The following is a 20,105-nucleotide window of genomic DNA, read 5'->3' as shown; positions in this document are numbered from 1 at the left end:
TTGCGATGATCGGTCGGTGACTTCCTCGCAGCAGACCCCAGAACCCGACGGCCACGACGGACATGGTGACGCGGGCCACGGGCACGGCCATACCCACAGCCATGGGCCGGCCGCGCCTGTCTCGCGGCATCTGCGCAGGGTCATCGCCGCCGTCCTGATCCCGTTCGCCACGGCCGTGGTGGTCGGTCTCGTCGTCCTGTGGCCGGGGGGCGCCCCGGAACACGAGCGCACCGGCGTCGGCTTCGATCGGCAGACGTACCAGGGCGAGGTCGTCTCGGTCGAGCAGGTCGACTGCAAGGATGTGAACGCCGCCCAGGTCCCGCCGACCGGGGACACCTCCACCCCCGAGGGCCGCGAGGCCGTCGACGCCCAGCAGGGGCAGTGCGAGAAGGCGACGATCGAGGTCACCAGCGGCCCGGACAAGGGACGTACCTTCACGGAGATCGTGCAGCCGGACGCGCCGCGCCAACTGGACCAGGGGCAGGGCGTGGTGGTGGCGTACGCCCCCGACGCCCCGCGCGATCTGCAGTACTCGGTGACGGATGTGAACCGCAAGGTTCCGCTGACGGTCCTCGCTCTGATCTTCGCGGTCGTGGTCGTGCTCGTCGGCCGGATGCGCGGAGTGATGGCACTGATCTCGCTCGCCTTGAGCTTCCTGATCCTGACCTTCTTCATCCTCCCGGCGATTCTTCAGGGTTCGAATCCGCTGGTGGTCGCCGTGATCGGATCGAGCGCGATCATGCTGATCGCGCTCTACATGTGCCACGGCCTGTCGGCCCGCACCTCGGTCGCGGTGCTCGGAACGCTGATCTCGCTGCTTCTGATCGGACTGCTCGGCTCGCTCTTCATCGGCTGGGCCTCGCTGAGCGGCAACACGGACGACAACACCGGTCTGATCCACGGCCTCTACCCGGACATCGACATGTCCGGTCTGCTGCTCGCGGGCATCATCATCGGATCGCTCGGTGTCCTCGACGATGTGACGGTGACCCAGACCTCGGCGGTGTGGGAGCTGCACCAGGCCGACCCCCGGATGGGGCCCCGCGCGCTGTACCGGGCCGGGATCCGGATCGGTCGCGACCACATCGCGTCCGTGGTGAACACCCTGGTGCTCGCCTACGCCGGTGCGGCCCTGCCCCTGTTGCTGCTCTTCTCCATCGCGCAGAGCAGCGTGGGGACGGTGGCCAACAGCGAGCTGGTCGCGGAGGAGATCGTCCGGACGCTGGTGGGATCGATCGGTCTGGTCGCCTCGGTACCCGTCACCACCGCGCTCGCCGCCCTGGTGGTCTCCGCCGACCGGCCGGGCGACCGGGCTCCGGAGAAGCGTTCATCCAGGGGTGGACGCCGCCGCCGGGCCAAGTGATCTCCCCCGGTCCCCTCCTCGACGGGGTGCCTGGGGAGCCACTCAGCCCGCGTTCTCCTCTGCCAGAATCCGGCCGAGCGCGGCTTCCAGATTGTCCTCGAAGTCGCCCAGTGTCCGTTCCTGACCGAGAGGAACCAACCTGTCCGTACGGTCGAGGAAGGCGACGAGCGGCGGGGCGCTGGCACGGAACAGCGCCCGGTCACTGCCGACCTGGAGCCGGATGGAGACGTCCGACAGCACCTCGGCATCGGTCGGCGCGATGTGCACATCGCCGTCCCCGCTCGGTCGGTTGATCCCGTCCAGCAGCAGCTCTCTCCCGAACGCCCAGGTCACAGGCGCATCTCCGGGGAGATGGAAGGTCATTCGCACCGCGTAGGGATCCCGGGTCTCGTATCGGAGTTCCACCGGGATCCTGAAGGAGAGCTCCTCGGAGACGAGGAAGCTCATCAGGACCTCGGCCTGGACCGACTCTCGCATCATGTACCCCGCAGTGAAGGAAGCAGTTGTGTAAACACGGCTGCTGAAAGCTGTGATCAAAACGGCCAGGAATGATCCCCGATGGCCCTCTTGACGCAATCGTGCTGGAAGGGCTAGCAGATCACAAGGAGTGATTTTTCAGATACTGATAGAGAACGCGAAGGAACTGAAGAGCCTCCCGATCTCGTTGCGTAGCCGATCGACTGCGGGCAGCAACCGTTCTTCCTGGTGAAGGGGGAGGGAAATCGCCATGGCGGCCGCCGTCGACCCCGCGGTGATGGGGATCGCAGCGCAAACTGTGCCGAGCGCATATTCCTGACGCTCCACCAGGGGCTCCATTCGCCCCATACCGCCCAAACGCTCCAAAAGCACCCGCCGGTTACGCACCGTATACGGAGTGATGGCTTCCACCGGATGGCGGTCGAGGTGGTCTTGACGGCTCTTCAGATCGAGTTGACTGAGCAGACACTGACCGATCGCATGGGCGTGGCCCGTCTCGCGGAAGTCGGCCCACTCGTCCACGGCGGGAGCGGAGGGGGTGTCGGCGACGGCGACGAGCTCGATCTCGCCCTCGCGGTAGATGGCGAAGTAGACGGGAACGCCGATCTCGTCGCGCCAGTGCGCGAGGGAGTCTTCGATCTTGGTGCGACGATTCTGCAGATCTCCGCCGCCGGCGAGTCGACCCGCCGCGTCGCCGAACACGAACACACCCTTCTCGCGGCGCAGATAGCCCTCGTGCGTCAGGGTGCGGAGCAGGTGGTACGCGGTGGGAAGCGGGAGCCCCGCCTCGCGCGCGAGCTGTTTGGCGGGGGCACCGTCCTCATGGGAGCCCACGGCCTCCAGAAGTCTCAGCGCCCGCTGCACGGAGCCGATCAGGGTAGGGACGGCGGACTGCGAAGCCGTGGCCAAAGGTCACCCCCAGGCGTGTCGCCGGGTGCCGTGCACCCGCCCGCGGGGGCCGCCCCCGCGCGACCGCCGCGGCCTGGGAACCGGTGGGGTCCGGTGGCGGACCCGCCCGGGACTGGTGAAGAACCGCAGGTCAACGCGGATGTCTACGCCAGTTTTCCCCGGGGGCGGCAGTTGATTGCCACTCTAATGGCAGCCCCCAGGCGTGAACGCGGTTTCAACCGCCGCGTCCCTCGGCCGGGCTAACACCGGACAGCCGGTCCATACCGATGGGTAGCTTGTGCTACCAATCCTCGCGCGAGGTCGAGGAGGAGGTGAACTTCCGTACGACGTAGATCAGTCCACCGACGAGGGCGACGAAGACCAGCACCTTGAAGAGCAGACCGATCACGAACGTCGCGATGCTGGTGATCAGGCCACCGAAGACGAGCAGCGCGATGACGGGTATGGCCACCCACTTCACCCACCAGGGCATCCCCGCGAGAATCTCTCGTACCGCCATAGCGCTTACCTCATCTCCCGAAGACTCCGTTCCGCGCGCTCTGCGCCGAACACCTTCGATGCTAGGGGCGCCACGGGGGCCGGCGGGGCCCTCGCGGCCCTTGATCTCCCCTGATCCGACCCCTAGGGGAGTTCAGGACTCCGGCGGGGAGAAGACCACCATGACCCGCAGGTCCTCGGTGATGTGGTGGAACTTGTGGGCCACCCCGGCGGGCACGTAGACCACGCTGCCGCGCGCCACCTGCGTCGTCTCCATCCCGACCGTGATCGCCGCACGGCCGCTCACGACGAAGTACACCTCGTCCTGGTGGTGCGGCTGCTGCGGGTCGAGCGAGCCCGCGTCGAGCGCGTACAGGCCGACCGACATGTTCCGCTCCCGCAGGAACTGGAGGTACGCGCCGTCGTTGGCGGCGCGCTCCGCCTCCAGCTCGTCCAGTCGGAATGCCTTCATCGTGCGTCCGCCCCTGCCATTGGCCCGATCGTGTCTGCCACGATCAGACACATGAAGAATTTTGTAGTCAAGACGCTCGCGAACGCGGGCGCATTGGGAGTGGCCATCTGGCTGCTCCAGGACATCACCTTGACCGGTGACAGCACCGGCAAGAAGGCCTGGACGCTCATTCTTGTCGCTCTGGTTTTCGGGCTGGTGAACTTCTTGGTCAAGCCGATCGTGAAGCTGCTCACGCTTCCCGTGTTCATCCTCACGCTCGGCCTGATCACGCTCGTGGTCAACGCCCTGATGCTGCTGCTGACCTCCTGGCTGGCCGACCAGCTGAACCTCAGCTTCCACGTCGAGGGCTTCTGGACCGCGGTCCTCGGCGGCCTGATCATCTCCGTCGTGTCCTGGGCGCTCAACGTCGTTCTCCCCGACGGGGACTGAGTGCGTCCGATGACGTACCGCGTCTGTTTCGTCTGCACCGGCAACATCTGCCGCTCGCCGATGGCCGAGTCCGTCTTCCGCGCCCGCGTGGAGGAGGCCGGCCTGGCGCACGCGGTGGAGGTCGACAGCGCGGGGACCGGGGGCTGGTACGAGGGCTACCCCGCCGATCCGCGCACGGTCGCCGTCCTGGAGGATCACGGCTACGACCCCGACCACACGGCCCGCCGGTTCCGTGCCTCGTGGTTCCCGGCGCTCGATCTGGTGATCGCCCTCGACGAGGGACATCTGCGGGACCTCCGGGCGCTCGCCCCGACCCCGGCCGACGCGGCGAAGGTACGGCTGCTGCGCGCGTACGACCCGGCGGCCGACGCCCTCGACGTGCCCGACCCGTACTACGGCGGGACGGAAGACTTCGAGGAGTGCCTGGAGATGGTGGAGGCCGCGAGCGAGGGGCTGCTCGCCGCGGTACGCGAGAGTGTGGAGGAACGAGCGGTATGAGCACGGACGCGCGGGACAGCCGGCTGGACGACGACGGCGAGCCCGGCGAGGGTCGGGTCGGCGACGGGCCCGGCGAGGGTCGGGTCGGCGACGGGCCCGGCGAGGGTCGGGTCGGCGACGACCCCGGCGAGGGTCGGTCCGGCGACGGGCCCGGCGAGGGTCGGGTCGGCGACGGTCGGGCCGGCAAGGGTCGGGACGGTGGGCTCGGCGAGGGGACGCGGGCGGTGCGCGCCGGACTTCCCGAGCCGGTCAAGTACGAACCGACCCTGCCGGGGCCGGTGTTCGCCGCCCACTTCCACCTGCCGGGCGACCCCACCGGCCCCTATACGTACGGGCGGGACGAGAACCCCACCTGGACCCATCTGGAACGCGCCATCGGCGAACTGGAGGCACCGGGGGAGCCGGACGTCGAGACGCTCGTCTTCGCCTCGGGCATGGCCGCCATCTCCGCCGTCCTCTTCTCCCAGCTCAAGGCCGGCGACACGGTCGTCGTTCCGGACGACGGCTACCAGGCGCTGCCGCTGCTCCACGAGCAGCTCAGGGCGTACGGGATCGAGGTCCGCACCGCGCCGACCGGCGGCGACGCCCAGCTGTCCGTCCTGGACGGAGCGCGGCTGCTGTGGATCGAGACGCCCTCCAACCCCGGCCTCGACGTCTGCGACATCCGTCGTCTGGTGCGGGCGGCGCACGAGGGCGGAGCGCTCGTCGCCGTCGACAACACCCTGGCCACCCCGCTCGGCCAGCGGCCCCTGGAGCTCGGCGCGGACTTCTCCGTCGCGAGCGACACCAAGGGCATGACCGGGCACGGCGACATCCTGCTCGGCCATGTCAGCTGCCGTGATCCGCGGCGGGCCGCGGAGGTACGGCGCTGGCGCAAGATCGTGGGCGCGATCCCCGGCCCCATGGAGGCCTGGCTCGCGCACCGCTCCCTGGCCACGCTCCAGCTCCGCCTCGACCGGCAGTGCACCTCGGCCCTCGCCCTCGCGGAGGCCCTGGGCGGACGACCCGAGGTGGCCGGGCTGCGGTATCCGGGACTGCCCGGCGACCCCTCGTACGCGGTGGCGTCCCGGCAGATGCGGCGCTTCGGGCCCGTGGTGTCCTTCGTCCTTCCCGACCGGTCCTGGGCCGAGCGGTTCCTCGACGGGCTGCGCCTCGTGGACGACGCCACCAGCTTCGGAGGTGTGCGCTCCACGGCCGAGCGGCGCGGACGGTGGGGAGGCGACTCCGTCCCGGAGGGCTTCATCCGCTTCTCCGTCGGTGCGGAGGACCCGGAGGACCTGATCGCGGATGTGCTGCACGCGCTCGACGAGGCCCAGAAGGCCGCCGGCTGACCCAGGCCGCGCAGCCCACGGCACACGGAACGGGGCGCTCCGAGCCTCCCCCCTCATGGCTCGGAACGCCCCGGTTCCACGCGCGGAGAACCGCCTGACCAAGGCTAGTTGACTCTGCGTCAGTGTCCAATCACGGTAGCGACAGAGACCTATCGACTTATTTATAGTTGGACGGTCCTGAGGCGCCGTCAGCCGACCGCCTGAGTCGAACGGCCACGTGGCCGGGAGGGGGCGGACATGGATCTCGCCCTGCTGCGCACATTCGTCACGGTGCACCGGGCCGGCTCATTCACGCGCGCCGCTGCGCTCCTCGGGCTCTCTCAGCCCGCGGTCACCAGCCAGATCCGTACGCTGGAACGACAGCTGGGCCGCCCGCTCTTCCTCAGACAGGCCCGTGGTGTCACCCCCACCACCATCGGCGACGAACTCGCCCACCGAGCCGCCCCGCATCTGGACGCGCTCGTCGAGATCGCCGAGACCGGCCTGGACGAGGAGAGCGGCATTCGCACGCTCCATCTCGCCGGGCCCCCCGAGTTCACCTCGTTACGCGCCCTGCCCGCCCTCACGCCCCTCGTCGCCCAGGGACTCGCCGTACGGGCCGCCTTCCCGGGGAACACCGAGGAGATCCTCGACGGCCTCGCCGCGGGCCACCACGATCTGGCCATCGCCACCGCCCGTCCGCGCGGCGGCCTGCTCACGTCCACCCCGCTCTGCGACGAGGAGCATGTGCTCGTCGCCGCCCCGCGGTGGGCCGCTCGGCTCGTACCGGAGGTGCTGCTGCGCAAGGGCGCCGTCGTCCTGGAACAGCTACCGGTGGTGGAGGTCCACGAGTCGCTGCCGTTCGTCTCCCGCTACTGGGCGGCCGTCTTCGAGACCAAGCCGGCCGCCGCCGCCACCGTCATAGCGCCCGATCTGCGGGCGGTGCTGGAATCGGCGGCCTCCGGGGCCGGCCTTGCCGTGCTGCCCCGCTATCTGTGCGAGGACGCCCTGGAACAGGGGCGTCTCGTGGCACTGCTCGACCCGCCGGTTCCCCCACTGCGGACATACTTCCTCGTCGTCCGGGCCGGCACCCTCGCACTGCCGCACATCGCCCGGGCTCACGAGTGGCTCCTGCGCTCCTCCGGAGACTGGTGAGTTTCAGGACACCTTTGGCGGGCCATTTTCTTCCCATGACCGAACGTCCTGTGGTCAAGCGCACCGCACGCGCCATCCTGCTCGATGGAAACGACCTCATCCTCATCAAGCGCACAAAGCCGGGGATGGATCCCTACTGGCTGACGCCCGGCGGCGGGGTCGAGCCTTCGGACACCACCGTCGTGCAGGCCCTCCACCGCGAGGTGCACGAGGAGCTCGGGGCCAAGATCACCGATGTGGTCCCCTGCTTCGTCGACACCGTGGAGCACATCGTCGACGGCGGCGTCTCGGGGGTGAAGGTCCAGCACTTCTTCGTCTGCCGGCTCGAGTCGATGGACACCTCGTTGCGCCACGGACCCGAGATCGAGGAACCGGTCGGCGAGTACGAGATCGTCCGGGTGCCGTTCACGCGGGTCGGCATCGCGGCCGTCCATCTCGTACCGCTGTCCCTGCGTCACTACCTGGACGGCAACATCGAGGGCGTCCGCGCCATGCACGCCCCCGACCTGGGCTGATCCGGCCATAGCTGATCCCGGCCTGAGTCGATCCAGCCTGAGTCGATCCCGCCCGGGCCGGTCTCGGCCGGGGCTGCCCGTGGCTGTGGGCGGACTACGTGCCGCCCACGGCCACCAAGTCCTCCAGGGAATCGTGGCGGATCCTTTCGGCAGGGATCCCGATCCCCCGCAGAGTGTCGATCCCGCGGCGGATCATGCCGGGCGGCCCCGACAGATAGGCCTCGTACTCGTTCCACGGGCCGTACTGGCGAACGGCGTCCGGCAGCTGCGCCTGGTCCTCGGTGACCGGCCGCACCGACAGCCAGGGGAAGGTCTTCTGGAGCCGCATCATCGTGTCGATGTCGTAGAGGTCATGGCCGCTGCGTGCCCCGTAGAACACCTCCACCGGGCGCCGGTCCCCGTGTTCGGCGACGTCCTCGACCAGCGCCTTGATCGGGGCGATCCCGGTGCCGCCACCCAGGCAGAGGAGTCCGTTGTCCGTGGAGTGATCCACCGTCATCGACCCGGCCGGCGGGCCGAGGCGGAGGACGTCACCGGGGCGGGCGTGGTGGACCAGGGCGTTGGAGACCCAGCCGGCCGGGACCGCCTTGACGTGCAGGGAGAGCAGTCCGTCGGGGCGGGGCGCGGAGGCGAAGGAGTAGTGCCGCCATACGCGCGGCCACCACGGTGTCTCCAGCGTCGTGTACTGACCGGCGAGGAAGGAGTACGGCTGGTCGGGACGGAGCGTGATCACGGCGATGTCCGGGGTCCGCAGATCGTGCGAGACGACCTCGGCCTGCCACCAGGCGGGGGCGTGCCGCTCGTTCTCGTCCGCCGCGTCGATCATGATCTGGGAGATCGTGGTGTACGTCCGCACCCAGGCGGCCTCGGTCTCCTCGCCCCAGGTGACCGTGGCGTACCGGATCAACGCCCCGATCAGGGCCTCGCCGACGGCCGGGTAGTGGGCCGCCTGCGTGCCGTACTTGCGGTGCCCACGGCCCAGGTTCTGGAGGTACTCGGTGAGCACGGAGGCGTTGTCCATGTGCTCGGCCGCCGTCAGCAGAGCCTTGAGGAGCCGGTCCCGCTGGGTGTCCATGGCCGCGGGGAACATCTGGCGCAGCTCTGGGTGGCGTACGAAGAGCAGCGCGTAGAAGTACGAGGTCACCTTGTCGGCCACGGGGGCGATCTCCGCCAGTGTGCGGCGGATGAGGACCGCGTCGGGAGAAGGTTCCGAGGGTATTCGGGGTGGGGTCTCGTCCTCAGCGGCCGAATGGGGGGTCGGAGCGTCCATCGTGTGCCTCGCCTCGCGCAAGCGGCTCTTGTCGGCGCAGCTTGACAGGTTCGACGACCGGTTCGGACAGAAAGTGGAATTCTCGGGCATTAGCCCCGGTAGTACGGCTAGGCTGCACTCTTTCGGACAAGTTCATACGCCTCTCGCAGATCGCCGTTCGAGCAGGCGTGGCGGGAGAGTTCGGCCAGATGACGGTCGGCGCTAACGGCCACCGACACGGGACCGCGGCGACCTCACGGTTCCCGGGTCGTGTACGCCGAGGCTAGTACGTGGGGTTACTCCCCCCGTCAGACGCGGGACCACAGGGCCGGACGGCACGGTGTTTCACGTGAAACATCTCAAGCGTCCCGCTCGGCGGGCTCTCCTCGTCCTCCATGTCGCCGTCTCCGTGTCGTGGCTCGGGCTCAGCGTGGGACTGCTGACGCTCGGCATCACGGCCTGGACGACGGGCGACCCCTCCCTCACGGAAGCCTCCTACCGCGCGATGAAGGTATTCGCCGACTGGCTCCTGGCTCCGGTCGCCGTGGTGACCCTGGTGAGCGGCCTGGTGCTGTCGCTGGGCACACCCTGGGGTCTCGCCCAGCATCGCTGGGTCTGGATCAAGTTCTGGATCACCCTGGCCACCGCAGCCGCGACCGTCTTCGCGCTGCGCCCGGAGATCGAGCACGCGGCAGCGGCCGGGGTGGCGGATCCGAGCCTGGTGGCGGCGCCGACGGTGTCGACCACGGCCTATCTCTTCATGACGGCCATCTCGGTACTGAAGCCGTGGGGACTGACGCGCAGGGGTCGCCGCCTGCGGGCACGAACCAGTTCCCGTAAAGCGGTGGACGGACGATCAGTACGTCAGACAGCCTGAGCTCCATGCCGACCTCGCTCGCCCCGCTCGACCAGCTCCCCATCAGATGTCTCACGGCGGACGACCTCACCGCCTGCGCCGATCTTTCCGAGGACCGGGGCTGGCCCCGCGAGGAACACAAGTGGAGCCTGCTGCTCACCGCCGGGACCGGCTACGGCATCGACGATCCGGCCGGCAAGGGGCTGCTCGCGGCCTGTGTGGTCACGTCGTACGGGCCGGGGCTGGCCGCGATCGGCATGGTGCTGGTCGCCGAGCGGTATGCCCGCCAGGGCGTGGGGCGACGCCTGATGGTCCATGTGCTGGAGGAGGCCGGGGTCACCCCGCTGACGCTGCACGCCACACCGAACGGGCAGCCCCTGTACGAGCAGCTCGGCTTCATCGAGACGGGCCGCGCGGAGATGGTCATGGGCCGCTTCACTGCGACGGAACCGGCCCCGGACATCCCCACTCGCCCCGCCACCGCGGAGGACCTTCAGGCGATCCTGCGCCTGGACACCGAGATCTTCGGTCTCGATCGCACCCACATGATCACCCGCCTGCCCGCCTTCGCGGACCAGCTGCGCGTCACCGAGGCGGACGGAGAGATCACCGGCTTCGCGGCGGCCTGGCCGAACATGGACACCCATGTCATCGGCCCCCTGATCGCCCGCGACACGGCGACGGCACAGGCCCTCGTGGCCTCGCTGGCCACTGCCACGGACCGCCCCCTGCGCACGGACATCGATGTACGCCATGAGTCGCTGCTGCGCTGGCTCAAGGCGAACGGTCTCGCCCCGATCGCGTTCAACGCGGTCATGGTGCGCTCGCTTGCCGGGTTGCCGGGCGACTGGAGCCGCCGATTCGCCCCTCTCACAGTGGCGGCGGGATAAGCCCCAAGTAATTGCAAACGCGGGCTATTGCAGCCATCGTCTACTCTGGGAGGAGCAGCTCCGGACCGAGGAGAGACCATGACGGCGACCGACCCCGCACTCACCGCCCTCTCCCAAGGCTGGTGCGCCCTCTCGTTGCTGCACGGCAGGATCGAGTCCCACATCGAGCGCGCGTTGGAAGCCAAGCACGGCCTGAGCATGCGCGAGTACTCGCTGCTCGACGTGCTCAGCCGCCAGCACAATGGTCCCGGCGGGCATCTCCAGATGAAGCAGGTCGCGGACGCCGTCGTCCTCAGCCAGAGCGCCACCACACGACTGGTGACCCGACTGGAGGACCGCGGCCTGCTCACCCGCTACCTCTGCGCCACCGACCGACGCGGCATCTACACCGATGTCACCGAAGCCGGCATGGAGCTGCTCGAAGAGGCACGGCCCACCAATGACGGGGCACTGCGCGAGGCACTCGACGAGGCCGCGAAGAATCCGGAGCTGGCTCCCCTGGTTCGCGTCGTCGAGGGGCTGCGCGTTCCGGCCTAACCGGAACAGGTCTCGGGCGTAGTCTGCGCCCATGAGCGATCTTGAGATACGGCCCGCCACCGCCGAGGATCTCCCGGACATCGTCGCGATGTTGGCCGACGACCCCCTGGGCGCCCAGCGCGAGTCCCCCGACGACCTCACTCCGTACACCGCGGCCTTCGAACGACTGGCGCAGGACCCGAACCAGCATCTGGTCGTCGCCGTGCGTGGGAGCAAGGTCGTCGGCACCCTTCAGCTCACGATCATTCCCGGGCTCTCCCGACGCGGGTCCACGCGGTCGATCATCGAAGGCGTCCGCATCCACGCGGAGGAACGGGGCAGCGGCCTGGGCACCGAGCTCATCGAATGGGCCGTCGAGGAATCCCGGCGCCAGGACTGCCAGTTGGTGCAGCTGACCTCCGACGCCACCCGCACGGACGCCCATCGCTTCTACGAGCGGCTGGGGTTCGAGGCCTCGCATCTGGGCTTCAAGCTGAGCCTCTGAAGGTCCGCAGGGTCACCGCCACGATCGAACGAAGCGCAGGACGCCGAGGGCACGCACCCTCGGCGTCCTGTTTCACGTGCCCCCGGCGTCCTGTTTCACGTGAAACAGCCGGCTCAGAGGCCGCGCCAGCCCGCCTCGTCGACTCCGCCGGGGACCGCGTCACCCTGCTCGTACGGCTCACGGGTGAAGACGAAGGAAGCAAGATCGAGATGGCTCACCGAGCCGTCTTCCCGCCGGACCACGCGCAGCGTCTCCCCCGCGTAGTAGCCGTTGAGACCGATCCACCCGCCGTCGGGCAGCGCCCGGAAGGTCGCCTTCCGTCCTACGCCGCGCAGGGGTTCGAGAACCACACTCCGGTTGGAGGCCAGACGCAGCCCGAACGCGTACGTTCCCCAGTACCAGGGCCCGGTCAGCTCCAGCAGCTCCTGGTCCACCTCGGCCTCGGGCAGCGGCCGCCACGGCTCGGGGAACCTCGGCTCGGCATCTGCCACGATCCGCACGAGGTCCGCGGCCACCAGTGGAGTCAGCGGCCCCGAGGTGGCGTTGGCGAGCGCGACCGACGCCACCCCGTCCTCCACGCTCACCCAGAGACAGGCGACGAAACCGGGCAGCGAACCGGTGTGGCCGATCAGGGTCCGGCCGTCCTTGCGCAGCAGTTGGACACCGAGGCCGTAGCCGCCCTCCCACTCACCCGCTCCCGGCGGCGCCGCCGGCGTTCGCATCTCCGCGACGGAAGCCGCGCTCAGAACCCGGTCGTCGCCCTGAGCGAGGAATCCGGCGAAGCGGCAGAGGTCCTCGGCGGTCGACCAGAGCTGCCCGGCCGGCGCCATCACCCCCAGGTGCTCGGACGGTTCGGGCAGCATCACATCGGCCCAGGGGTGCACGGCCCAGCCACCGGCGTGGGGGGCCACCGGCTGCACGGTCGTACGGACCATCCCCAGCGGCTCCAGGATCTCGCCGCGCAGCGCCTCCTCCCAGGACACTCCACGGAGCTGCTCCACCAGCGAACCGAGCAGGGTATAGCCGGGGTTGGAGTAGTGATGCAGACGCCCCACAGGGTGGACGAGCGGCTCGTCGCCCAGCACATCGGCCAGATCCGGCCGGACGGTCCCGGGGGTCCGCTCCCACCACGGCCCCGGCGTCTCGGCCGCCAGCCCGGCGGTGTGCCCGAGGAGTTGGGCGATGGTCACGTCGCCCACACCCGTCCCCGAAAGATGCTTTTCCAAGGGGTCGTTGAGATCCAGCCGTCCCTCGTCCCGGAGCCGCATCACCAGCACGGCGGTGAACACCTTGGTGAGGGAACCGATCCGGTACTGCGTGTCGGCGTCCGGGGCGTGGCCGTCGACACAGCTGCGCGACCCGCTCCACACCATCGTCCCTTCGCGGGCCACCGCCCCGACGAAGGAGGGTGCCCTCCCTTCGGACTGGGCGACGGCGACGCGGTGAAGGAGGGCTCGTTCGGTACTGGGGAGCAGAACGTCGAAGGGTGAGGTCATGTACCGATCCAACGCCCTGACTTCGCCGGAGTCGACCGCGTTCACGCGGAGCGGACACCCCGGACGCCCCTCACCTCGTCAGGTCTGCGCCATGTCGACGAAGCGGGAGTAGTGACCCTGGAAGGCCACCGTGATCGTCGCCGTCGGGCCGTTTCGGTGCTTGCCCACGATGATGTCCGCCTCGCCCGCGCGCGGTGACTCCTTCTCGTAGGCGTCCTCGCGGTGCAGCAGGATCACCATGTCCGCGTCCTGCTCGATCGAGCCGGATTCACGCAGGTCGGAGACCATCGGCTTCTTGTCGGTGCGCTGCTCGGGGCCACGGTTCAGCTGCGAGAGCGCGATCACCGGCAGTTCGAGCTCCTTGGCCAGAAGCTTCAGGTTTCGCGACATGTCCGAGACCTCCTGCTGTCGGCTCTCGGCCCGCTTGGAGCCGCCCGACTGCATCAGTTGGAGGTAGTCGATGACCACGAGCTTGAGGCCGGCCCGCTGCTTGAGCCGGCGGCACTTGGCGCGGATCTCCATCATCGACAGGTTCGGGGAGTCGTCGATGTAGAGCGGTGCCTGCGAGACGTCCGGCATCCGGCGGGCCAGCCGGGTCCAGTCCTCGTCCGTCATGGTTCCGGAGCGCATGTGGTGCAGTGCGACCCGGGCTTCGGCCGAGAGGAGGCGCATCGCGATCTCGTTGCGGCCCATTTCGAGGGAGAAGATGACGCTCGGCAGGTTGTGCTTGATGGAGCAGGCCCGGGCGAAGTCCAGGGCCAGGGTCGACTTACCCATGGCGGGACGGGCCGCGATGATGATCATCTGGCCCGGGTGCAGTCCGTTGGTGAGCTGGTCGAGGTCGGTGAAGCCGGTCGGCACACCCGTCATCTCGCCGCTGCGGGAGCCGATCGCCTCGATCTCGTCGAGCGCGCCCTCCATGATGTCGCCGAGCGGCAGATAGTCCTCGGTGGTGCGCTGCTCGGTGACCGCGTAGATCTCGGCCTGGGCCGAGTTCACGATCTCGTCGACGTCTCCGTCGGCCGCGTATCCCATCTGCGTGATCTTGGTGCCGGCCTCCACGAGCCGCCGCAGCACGGCGCGCTCATGGACGATCTCCGCGTAGTACGCGGCGTTGGCCGCCGTCGGCACCGACTGGACGAGCGTGTGCAGATAGGAGGCACCGCCGACGCGGGTGATCTCGCCGCGCTTGGTGAGCTCGGCGCCGACCGTGATCGGGTCGGCGGGCTCGCCCTTGGCATACAGGTCGAGGATGGCCGCGTAGACCGTCTCATGGGCGGGCTTGTAGAAGTCATGGCCCTTGATGATCTCCACGACGTCCGCGATGGCGTCCTTGGAAAGCAACATGCCGCCGAGGACGGACTGCTCGGCGTCGAGGTCCTGCGGGGGCACCCGCTCGAAGCCGGAGAGCCCGCTGTCCCAGGGCCCGCTGTCGCTGCCGCGGTCGTGCTGATCATCACGGCCCCGACCGCGCCCACGACTCTCGCCGCGGGGTCGTGCGACGGGCAGCCGGTCACTCGGTCCGCTGTCGGCCCAGGGGTCGTCCAAAGGCTCGGGAATGCTCATCAAGCCACCTCCTCCCGTCCGCTCCGCGGACCTATCCGTGCCACTCTTTCTTACGCCACGGCTCGGACAAACAAGAGGCTTTGACTCCGCTTCTGGCGCGTCGGGCGCCGGACCACGGTAGGCCCGCGGGCACCGTCAGCCAATCTGGTTATCCACAGGGCCTGTGGGTGAACGACCAGATGCTGTGGAGAACCCCGCAGAACCTGTGCACGGACCGGGGGACAGCCATGTGGACAAACTCATACCCCCACCCCCTGCGCGCCTCTGACCTGGGCTTTTTCCATCCACGGGCTGTGGGGGAGAAAAACTTCTCGCTCCGGATCAAGATCAGAACAAACGGCGCACACCCGAAGGTCGGAGCGCCCCACTTGTAAGGACCCATGACCCATTGCATCTCTTACCTGTGGAAGATTAGATTGGCCCCATGACCCAGGCTCCCCCGGCCCCCAAGGCCACCCGTCGAGAGCACGACCGAGAGATCATCTCGCTCGCCGTCCCGGCCTTCGGAGCGCTCGTCGCCGAGCCGCTCTTCCTCATGGTCGACAGCGCCATTGTCGGCCACCTCGGCACCCCACAGCTCGCCGGTCTCGCCATCGCGGCGGCCCTGCTCGCCACCGCCGTCAGCGTCTTCGTCTTCCTCGCGTACGCCACGACGGCCGCGGTCGCCCGCCGCGTAGGAGCCGGCGACCTCCAGGCCGCCATCCGACAGGGCATGGACGGCATCTGGCTCGCGCTCCTCCTGGGTGGAGCCGTCGTCGCCCTCACGCTGCCGGCCGCCCCCTGGCTGGTCGACGTCTTCGGCGCCTCCGACACCGCCGCCCCGTACGCCATCACCTATCTGCGCATATCCAGCCTCGGCATCCCCGCGATGCTCGTCGTCCTGGCCGCCACCGGTGTCCTGCGCGGCCTCCAGGACACCCGTACACCGCTGTACGTGGCCATCGGCGGCTTCGCGGCCAACGCACTCCTCAACGTGGGCCTGGTGTACGGCGCAGGCATGGGCATCGCCGGCTCCGCGTGGGGCACGGTGATGGCCCAGTGCGGCATGGCCGCCGCCTACCTCGTCGTGGTCGTCCGGGGCGCCAGGCGCCACGGCGCCTCCCTGCGTCCGGACGCGGCCGGCATACGCGCCAGCGCCCAGGCGGGCGCCCCGCTCCTCGTCCGTACGCTCTCCCTGCGCGCGGTCCTGCTGATCGCCACGGCCGTCGCGGCCCGGCTCGGCGACGCCGAGGTCGCCGCCCACCAGATCATCCTGTCCCTGTGGAGCCTGATGGCCTTCGCCCTCGACGCGATCGCCATCGCGGGACAGGCCATCATCGGTCGCTACCTCGGCGCGGACGACGCCGAAGGGGCACGCCAGGTCTGCCGGCGGATGGTCCAGTGGGGAGTGGTCTCCGGCATCGTGCTGGGCGCCCTGATCGTGATCGCCCGCCCGCTCTTCATCCCGCTCTTCACCAGCGACACCACGGTCCAGGACACCCTGCTCCCGGCCCTTCTGGTCGTAGCGGTGTCCCAGCCGATCTCCGGAGTGGTCTTCGTCCTCGACGGCGTCCTCATGGGCGCGGGCGACGGCCCCTACCTGGCCTGGGCGATGCTCCTCACGTTGGCCGTCTTCGCCCCGGTCGCGCTCCTGGTACCCGCCCTCGGCGGTGGGCTGACGGCCCTGTGGTGGGCGATGACGCTCATGATGACCGTCCGGATGCTGACGCTCTGGCTGCGCTCCCGCTCCGGCCGGTGGATCGTCACAGGGGCCACACGGTGAGGTGTTTCACGTGAAACGGCGGAAGGGCCGCACCCCGAGGGGTGCGGCCCTTCCGTACTGCTGAGAGCAGCGTTACGCGGCGACGACCTCGACGCCGAGCTTCGCGGCAACCTCGGGGTGCAGACGCACGGACACCTGGTGCGAGCCCAGGGTCTTGATCGGCGAACCGAGCTCGACGCGACGCTTGTCGACGTCGGGGCCACCCGCGGACTTGATCGCCGTGGCGATGTCGGCCGGGGTCACGGAGCCGAAGAGGCGGCCGGCGTCGCCGGAGCGAACGGCCAGACGCACCTTCACGCCCTCGAGCTGGGCCTTGATCTCGTTGGCCTGCTCGATGGTCGCGATCTCGTGGATCTTGCGGGCGCGGCGGATCTGCGCCACGTCCTTCTCGCCACCCTTGGTCCAGCGGATCGCGAAACCACGCGGGACCAGGTAGTTGCGAGCGTAACCGTCCTTGACGTCGACGACATCGCCGGCGGCACCGAGGCCAGAGACCTCGTGGGTCAGGATGATCTTCATTTTTCGGTCACCCTTCCCTTATCGCGCGGTGGACGTGTAGGGCAGCAGCGCCATCTCACGGCTGTTCTTGACGGCCGTGGCGACGTCACGCTGGTGCTGCGTGCAGTTGCCGGTAACGCGGCGGGCACGGATCTTGCCGCGGTCGGAAATGAACTTCCGCAGCATGTTCGTGTCCTTGTAGTCCACGTACGCGGTCTTGTCCTTGCAGAACGCGCAGACCTTCTTCTTAGGCTTGCGCACAGGCGGCTTCGCCATGGTGTTTCTCCTGTGTGATCAAGAAGTTTGGGTACGAGCTGCCTTCGAGGGGAGTGCCCTAGAAGGGGGGCTCGTCCGAGTAGCCGCCGCTGGAGTTTCCACCCCAGCCGCCTCCGCCGCCCTGCTGCTGGCCGCCACCGGCCGGCGCGCTGGTCGCCCACGGGTCGTCGGCGGGAGCACCGCCGCCACCCTGCTGGCCACCACCGGAGCTTCCGCCCCAGCTGCCGCCGCCCTGCTGGCCGCCGCCGCCGCCGTAGCCACCCTGGCCACCGCGACCAGTGGTCTTCGTGACCTTGGCCGTGGCGTTCTTGAGGCTGGGGCCGACTTCCTCGACGTCCAGCTCGTAGACCGTGCGCTTGACGCCCTCGCGGTCCTCGTAGGACCGCTGCTTCAGCCGGCCCTGCACGACGACGCGCATGCCTCGCTGGAGCGACTCGGCGACGTTCTCCGCCGCCTGACGCCAGACCGAGCAGGTCAGGAACAGGCTCTCGCCGTCCTTCCACTCATTGGTCTGACGGTCGAAGGTGCGGGGGGTGGACGCGATACGGAACTTCGCGACCGCCGCACCGGACGGGGTGAAGCGCAGCTCGGGGTCGTCGACAAGATTGCCGACGACCGTGATGACGGTCTCGCCTGCCATTGGGTGAACCTCTCGGCGGGATTGCTTCTGGCTGCTTACTGCTACTCGAACCCGATGACCTCTGAGCTAGATGCTCAGTGGGTCTCGGGACGGAGGACCTTGGTCCGGAGGACCGACTCGTTCAGGTTCATCTGGCGGTCGAGCTCCTTGACGACCGCAGGCTCGGCCTGCAGGTCGATGACCGAGTAGATGCCCTCGGGCTTCTTCTTGATCTCGTAGGCGAGACGACGACGGCCCCAGGTGTCGACCTTCTCAACCTTTCCGTTGCCCTCACGGACGACGGAGAGGAAGTTCTCGATCAGCGGGGAGACAGCGCGCTCCTCGAGATCGGGGTCGAGGATGACCATCACCTCGTAGTGACGCATGTGGAACCCACCTCCTTTGGACTCAGCGGCCACGGTCGTTCCGTGGCAGGAGGGTCGTGATGCGTAAGCAACGGTATCGGCCGCCACTGACAATCCCCCTCGGCGAGCGAGGAGGCCGTCGGGGTCCTGGGTGGACCTGGGCAGACACCGGTGCAGACCGTACAGACTACCCGCACACCGGCTTCCGGTTGAAATCCGGTGGTGGGGGGACGCAATCTGTACACAACGGAAGTCGGCGGCGCTAAGATGCGCCGCCTTCCGGCAGGCACGCCAGGAGGTGCTCCATGGCACAGGCAATGCGACCCGACCCCGGACATTCCCTTCTCGCCACCGACGGCAAGGCCCACCCGCTCCAGGACACGCTGGTCGGGGTGACGCTCTTCCTCGGAGTCCTCTCGTTCATCACCGCGCAGTTCCACGACCTGCACGTGCTGGCTTCATGGGCCGGGCTGATCGGCATCATGGCGGGCGCGTTCGGACAGTTCATCTCGGTGACCACGAGGGAACGCTTCGCCTTGATCGTCGGACTCGGCGCCTCGGCGGTGGGGTTCTATCTCGGCATGTTCTACGGGGGCCTCGCCTGAGGCATCCGGGGTCGGCCGCCGGCCAAGGGACACACGACAATCGGGGCGCTCCCCGGTCGCAGTAGGCTTCGGCGCGAGAGCCGGAGCCCCTGTACCGATGGGGACACACCTGCCGAGGAGCGCCCCGCATGAGCCTGACCCTGAGGACCATCAGCCGTGAGCAGCATCTGGCATTCATCCAGAGCCAGCCTGCGGCGAGCCACTGCCAGGTCCCGGCGTGGGCGGATGTGAAGACCGAGTGGCGCTCGGAGAACCTGGGTTGGTTCGACAAGTCGGGCGAACTCGTCGGTACGGGCCTCGTGCTCTACCGCCAGCTTCCGAAGATCAAGCGCTACCTGGCCTATCTGCCCGAGGGCCCGGTCATCAACTGGTACGCCCCCAACCTCGACGACTGGCTGCAGCCGATGCTCGCGCATCTCAAGCAGCAGGGCGCCTTCTCCGTGAAGATGGGCCCGCCGGTCGTCATCCGGCGCTGGGACTCCGCCGCCATCAAGTCCGGTATCCAGGACCCGGACGTGAAGCGCCTGAAGGACGTCGAGGCGACGCACATCGAGCCGCGCGCCTTCGAAGTGGCCGACCGGCTGCGGAAGATGGGCTGGCAGCAGGGTGAGGACGGCGGCGCCGGCTTCGGCGACGTCCAGCCCCGCTACGTCTTCCAGGTGCCCCTCGCCAACCGCTCCCTCGACGACGTCCTCAAGGGCTTCAACCAGCTGTGGCGCCGCAACATCAAGAAGGCCGACAAGGCCGGCGTCGAGGTCGTCCAGGGCGGCTACGAGGACCTCGCCGAGTGGCAGCGGCTCTACGAGATCACGGCCGTCCGCGACCACTTCCGCCCGCGCCCGCTCTCGTACTTCCAGCGCATGTGGACCGTCCTCAACAACGAGGACCCCAACCGGATGCGGCTGTACTTCGCACGCCATGACGGGGTGAACCTGTCCGCGGCCACCATGCTCGTGGTCGGCGGCCACGTCTGGTACTCCTACGGAGCCTCGGACAACATCGGCCGCGAGGTCCGGCCCTCGAACGCGATGCAGTGGCGGATGCTGCGGGACGCCTACGCGATGGGCGCCACCGTCTACGACCTGCGGGGCATCTCGGACTCGCTCGACGAGACCGACCACCTCTTCGGCCTGATCCAGTTCAAGGTGGGCACGGGCGGCGAGGCGGTGGAGTACGTCGGCGAATGGGACTTCCCGCTCAACAAGCTCCTGCACAAGGCGCTCGACATCTACATGTCGCGCCGCTGACGGTTGCGGCGTCTCGCCCGTAACCTCGTACGTAATCTCGTAGGTCTCGT

24 protein-coding genes and 1 pseudogene are annotated in these 20,105 nt (G+C 68.7%); 13 read left to right on the top strand and 12 right to left on the bottom strand.

Features of this window, described 5'->3' with window-relative positions:
- Positions 1-16 precede the first annotated feature (16 nt).
- Positions 17-1,363, top strand: a complete 1,347-nt coding sequence (locus tag ABZ939_RS05605) for a YibE/F family protein (RefSeq protein WP_361849627.1) — start codon at positions 17-19, stop codon at positions 1,361-1,363.
- A gap of 42 nt (positions 1,364-1,405) precedes the next feature.
- Here ABZ939_RS05605 and ABZ939_RS05600 read toward each other — a convergent pair whose 3' ends face one another.
- From ABZ939_RS05600 to ABZ939_RS05585, 4 genes are all read right to left on the bottom strand, one after another.
- Positions 1,406-1,840: an SsgA family sporulation/cell division regulator gene (locus ABZ939_RS05600; RefSeq protein ID WP_361849982.1), complete on the bottom strand. Its 435-nt coding sequence runs from the start codon at positions 1,838-1,840 to the stop codon at positions 1,406-1,408.
- Between the two features lie 138 nt (positions 1,841-1,978).
- A complete protein-coding gene (locus ABZ939_RS05595; protein ID WP_361849625.1) occupies positions 1,979-2,749 on the bottom strand; it encodes a helix-turn-helix domain-containing protein in 771 nt (256 codons plus the stop codon).
- 280 nt (positions 2,750-3,029) lie between these two features.
- Positions 3,030-3,248 carry a DUF5326 family protein gene (locus ABZ939_RS05590; protein WP_361849623.1) on the bottom strand — a complete coding sequence of 73 codons (219 nt, stop codon included), beginning with the start codon at positions 3,246-3,248 and terminating at the stop codon, positions 3,030-3,032.
- Between the two features lie 132 nt (positions 3,249-3,380).
- Positions 3,381-3,698 (bottom strand): cupin domain-containing protein, encoded by a 318-nt coding sequence (locus ABZ939_RS05585; protein ID WP_361849621.1) that lies wholly within the window; start codon positions 3,696-3,698, stop codon positions 3,381-3,383.
- Positions 3,699-3,749: 51 nt separating this feature from the next.
- On the opposite strand from ABZ939_RS05585, the gene ABZ939_RS05580 reads away from it, so the two are divergent.
- From ABZ939_RS05580 to ABZ939_RS05560, 5 genes are all read left to right on the top strand, one after another.
- Positions 3,750-4,127, top strand: a complete 378-nt coding sequence (locus ABZ939_RS05580) for a phage holin family protein (protein WP_361849619.1) — start codon at positions 3,750-3,752, stop codon at positions 4,125-4,127.
- A 9-nt stretch (positions 4,128-4,136) separates the two neighbouring features.
- Positions 4,137-4,625, top strand: a complete 489-nt coding sequence (locus ABZ939_RS05575) for a low molecular weight protein-tyrosine-phosphatase (RefSeq protein WP_361849617.1) — start codon at positions 4,137-4,139, stop codon at positions 4,623-4,625.
- Positions 4,622-5,956 carry a cystathionine gamma-lyase gene (locus tag ABZ939_RS05570; RefSeq protein WP_361849615.1) on the top strand — a complete coding sequence of 445 codons (1,335 nt, stop codon included), beginning with the start codon at positions 4,622-4,624 and terminating at the stop codon, positions 5,954-5,956. The genes ABZ939_RS05575 and ABZ939_RS05570 overlap by 4 nt, the downstream gene beginning before the upstream one ends.
- 237 nt (positions 5,957-6,193) lie before the next feature.
- The gene (locus tag ABZ939_RS05565; RefSeq protein WP_361849613.1) at positions 6,194-7,090 is read left to right on the top strand and encodes a LysR family transcriptional regulator; all 897 of its coding nucleotides are present in this window, start codon (positions 6,194-6,196) and stop codon (positions 7,088-7,090) included.
- Between the two features lie 35 nt (positions 7,091-7,125).
- Positions 7,126-7,605, top strand: a complete 480-nt coding sequence (locus ABZ939_RS05560) for an NUDIX hydrolase (protein ID WP_361849611.1) — start codon at positions 7,126-7,128, stop codon at positions 7,603-7,605.
- A 94-nt stretch (positions 7,606-7,699) separates the two neighbouring features.
- On the opposite strand, the gene ABZ939_RS05555 is transcribed toward ABZ939_RS05560, so the two are convergent.
- Together ABZ939_RS05555 and ABZ939_RS05550 are read right to left on the bottom strand one after the other, a co-directional pair.
- Positions 7,700-8,875 (bottom strand): globin domain-containing protein, encoded by a 1,176-nt coding sequence (locus ABZ939_RS05555; RefSeq protein WP_361849609.1) that lies wholly within the window; start codon positions 8,873-8,875, stop codon positions 7,700-7,702.
- Between the two features lie 107 nt (positions 8,876-8,982).
- Positions 8,983-9,096 (bottom strand): annotated as a pseudogene (locus ABZ939_RS05550) (hydrolase); the annotation flags it as partial.
- A 107-nt stretch (positions 9,097-9,203) separates the two neighbouring features.
- On the opposite strand from ABZ939_RS05550, the gene ABZ939_RS05545 reads away from it, so the two are divergent.
- From ABZ939_RS05545 to ABZ939_RS05530, 4 genes are all read left to right on the top strand, one after another.
- Positions 9,204-9,731, top strand: a complete 528-nt coding sequence (locus ABZ939_RS05545) for a DUF2269 domain-containing protein (RefSeq protein ID WP_361849607.1) — start codon at positions 9,204-9,206, stop codon at positions 9,729-9,731.
- A gap of 5 nt (positions 9,732-9,736) precedes the next feature.
- The gene (locus tag ABZ939_RS05540) at positions 9,737-10,600 is read left to right on the top strand and encodes a GNAT family N-acetyltransferase (protein WP_361849605.1); all 864 of its coding nucleotides are present in this window, start codon (positions 9,737-9,739) and stop codon (positions 10,598-10,600) included.
- Between the two features lie 78 nt (positions 10,601-10,678).
- Positions 10,679-11,137: a MarR family transcriptional regulator gene (locus ABZ939_RS05535; RefSeq protein WP_361849603.1), complete on the top strand. Its 459-nt coding sequence runs from the start codon at positions 10,679-10,681 to the stop codon at positions 11,135-11,137.
- 31 nt (positions 11,138-11,168) lie between these two features.
- Complete coding sequence (locus ABZ939_RS05530; RefSeq protein ID WP_361849601.1) at positions 11,169-11,621, top strand: GNAT family N-acetyltransferase; 453 nt, start codon at positions 11,169-11,171, stop codon at positions 11,619-11,621.
- A 113-nt stretch (positions 11,622-11,734) separates the two neighbouring features.
- Here ABZ939_RS05530 and ABZ939_RS05525 read toward each other — a convergent pair whose 3' ends face one another.
- Together ABZ939_RS05525 and dnaB are read right to left on the bottom strand one after the other, a co-directional pair.
- The gene (locus ABZ939_RS05525; RefSeq protein WP_361849599.1) at positions 11,735-13,117 is read right to left on the bottom strand and encodes a serine hydrolase domain-containing protein; all 1,383 of its coding nucleotides are present in this window, start codon (positions 13,115-13,117) and stop codon (positions 11,735-11,737) included.
- 78 nt (positions 13,118-13,195) lie between these two features.
- A complete protein-coding gene (dnaB, locus tag ABZ939_RS05520; protein WP_361849597.1) occupies positions 13,196-14,683 on the bottom strand; it encodes a replicative DNA helicase in 1,488 nt (495 codons plus the stop codon).
- A gap of 424 nt (positions 14,684-15,107) precedes the next feature.
- Between dnaB and ABZ939_RS05515 the strand changes: the two genes are divergently transcribed.
- A complete protein-coding gene (locus tag ABZ939_RS05515; RefSeq protein WP_361849595.1) occupies positions 15,108-16,445 on the top strand; it encodes an MATE family efflux transporter in 1,338 nt (445 codons plus the stop codon).
- 72 nt (positions 16,446-16,517) lie between these two features.
- Here ABZ939_RS05515 and rplI read toward each other — a convergent pair whose 3' ends face one another.
- The 4 genes from rplI to rpsF all read right to left on the bottom strand — a co-directional run bounded on the left by rplI (position 16,518) and on the right by rpsF (position 18,224).
- Positions 16,518-16,964, bottom strand: coding sequence for a 50S ribosomal protein L9 (gene rplI / locus ABZ939_RS05510; RefSeq protein WP_315894947.1), 447 nt, complete (start codon positions 16,962-16,964; stop codon positions 16,518-16,520).
- Positions 16,965-16,982: 18 nt separating this feature from the next.
- Complete coding sequence (gene rpsR, locus ABZ939_RS05505) at positions 16,983-17,219, bottom strand: 30S ribosomal protein S18 (protein WP_005315025.1); 237 nt, start codon at positions 17,217-17,219, stop codon at positions 16,983-16,985.
- Between the two features lie 58 nt (positions 17,220-17,277).
- Positions 17,278-17,859 carry a single-stranded DNA-binding protein gene (locus ABZ939_RS05500; RefSeq protein WP_361849593.1) on the bottom strand — a complete coding sequence of 194 codons (582 nt, stop codon included), beginning with the start codon at positions 17,857-17,859 and terminating at the stop codon, positions 17,278-17,280.
- A gap of 74 nt (positions 17,860-17,933) precedes the next feature.
- Positions 17,934-18,224, bottom strand: coding sequence for a 30S ribosomal protein S6 (gene rpsF, locus ABZ939_RS05495; protein WP_004950685.1), 291 nt, complete (start codon positions 18,222-18,224; stop codon positions 17,934-17,936).
- Positions 18,225-18,508: 284 nt separating this feature from the next.
- On the opposite strand from rpsF, the gene ABZ939_RS05490 reads away from it, so the two are divergent.
- Positions 18,509-18,808: a hypothetical protein gene (locus ABZ939_RS05490; RefSeq protein WP_361849591.1), complete on the top strand. Its 300-nt coding sequence runs from the start codon at positions 18,509-18,511 to the stop codon at positions 18,806-18,808.
- A gap of 128 nt (positions 18,809-18,936) precedes the next feature.
- Positions 18,937-20,055, top strand: a complete 1,119-nt coding sequence (locus ABZ939_RS05485; protein WP_361849589.1) for a peptidoglycan bridge formation glycyltransferase FemA/FemB family protein — start codon at positions 18,937-18,939, stop codon at positions 20,053-20,055.
- Positions 20,056-20,105 lie beyond the last annotated feature (50 nt).

The organism is Streptomyces sp. NPDC046712, assembly GCF_040645695.1.
In the GTDB taxonomy this organism is placed as follows: domain Bacteria; phylum Actinomycetota; class Actinomycetes; order Streptomycetales; family Streptomycetaceae; genus Streptomyces.
Note: the sequence above shows the minus strand (reverse complement) of the source record. Positions and strands in the feature narration are given on the sequence as shown.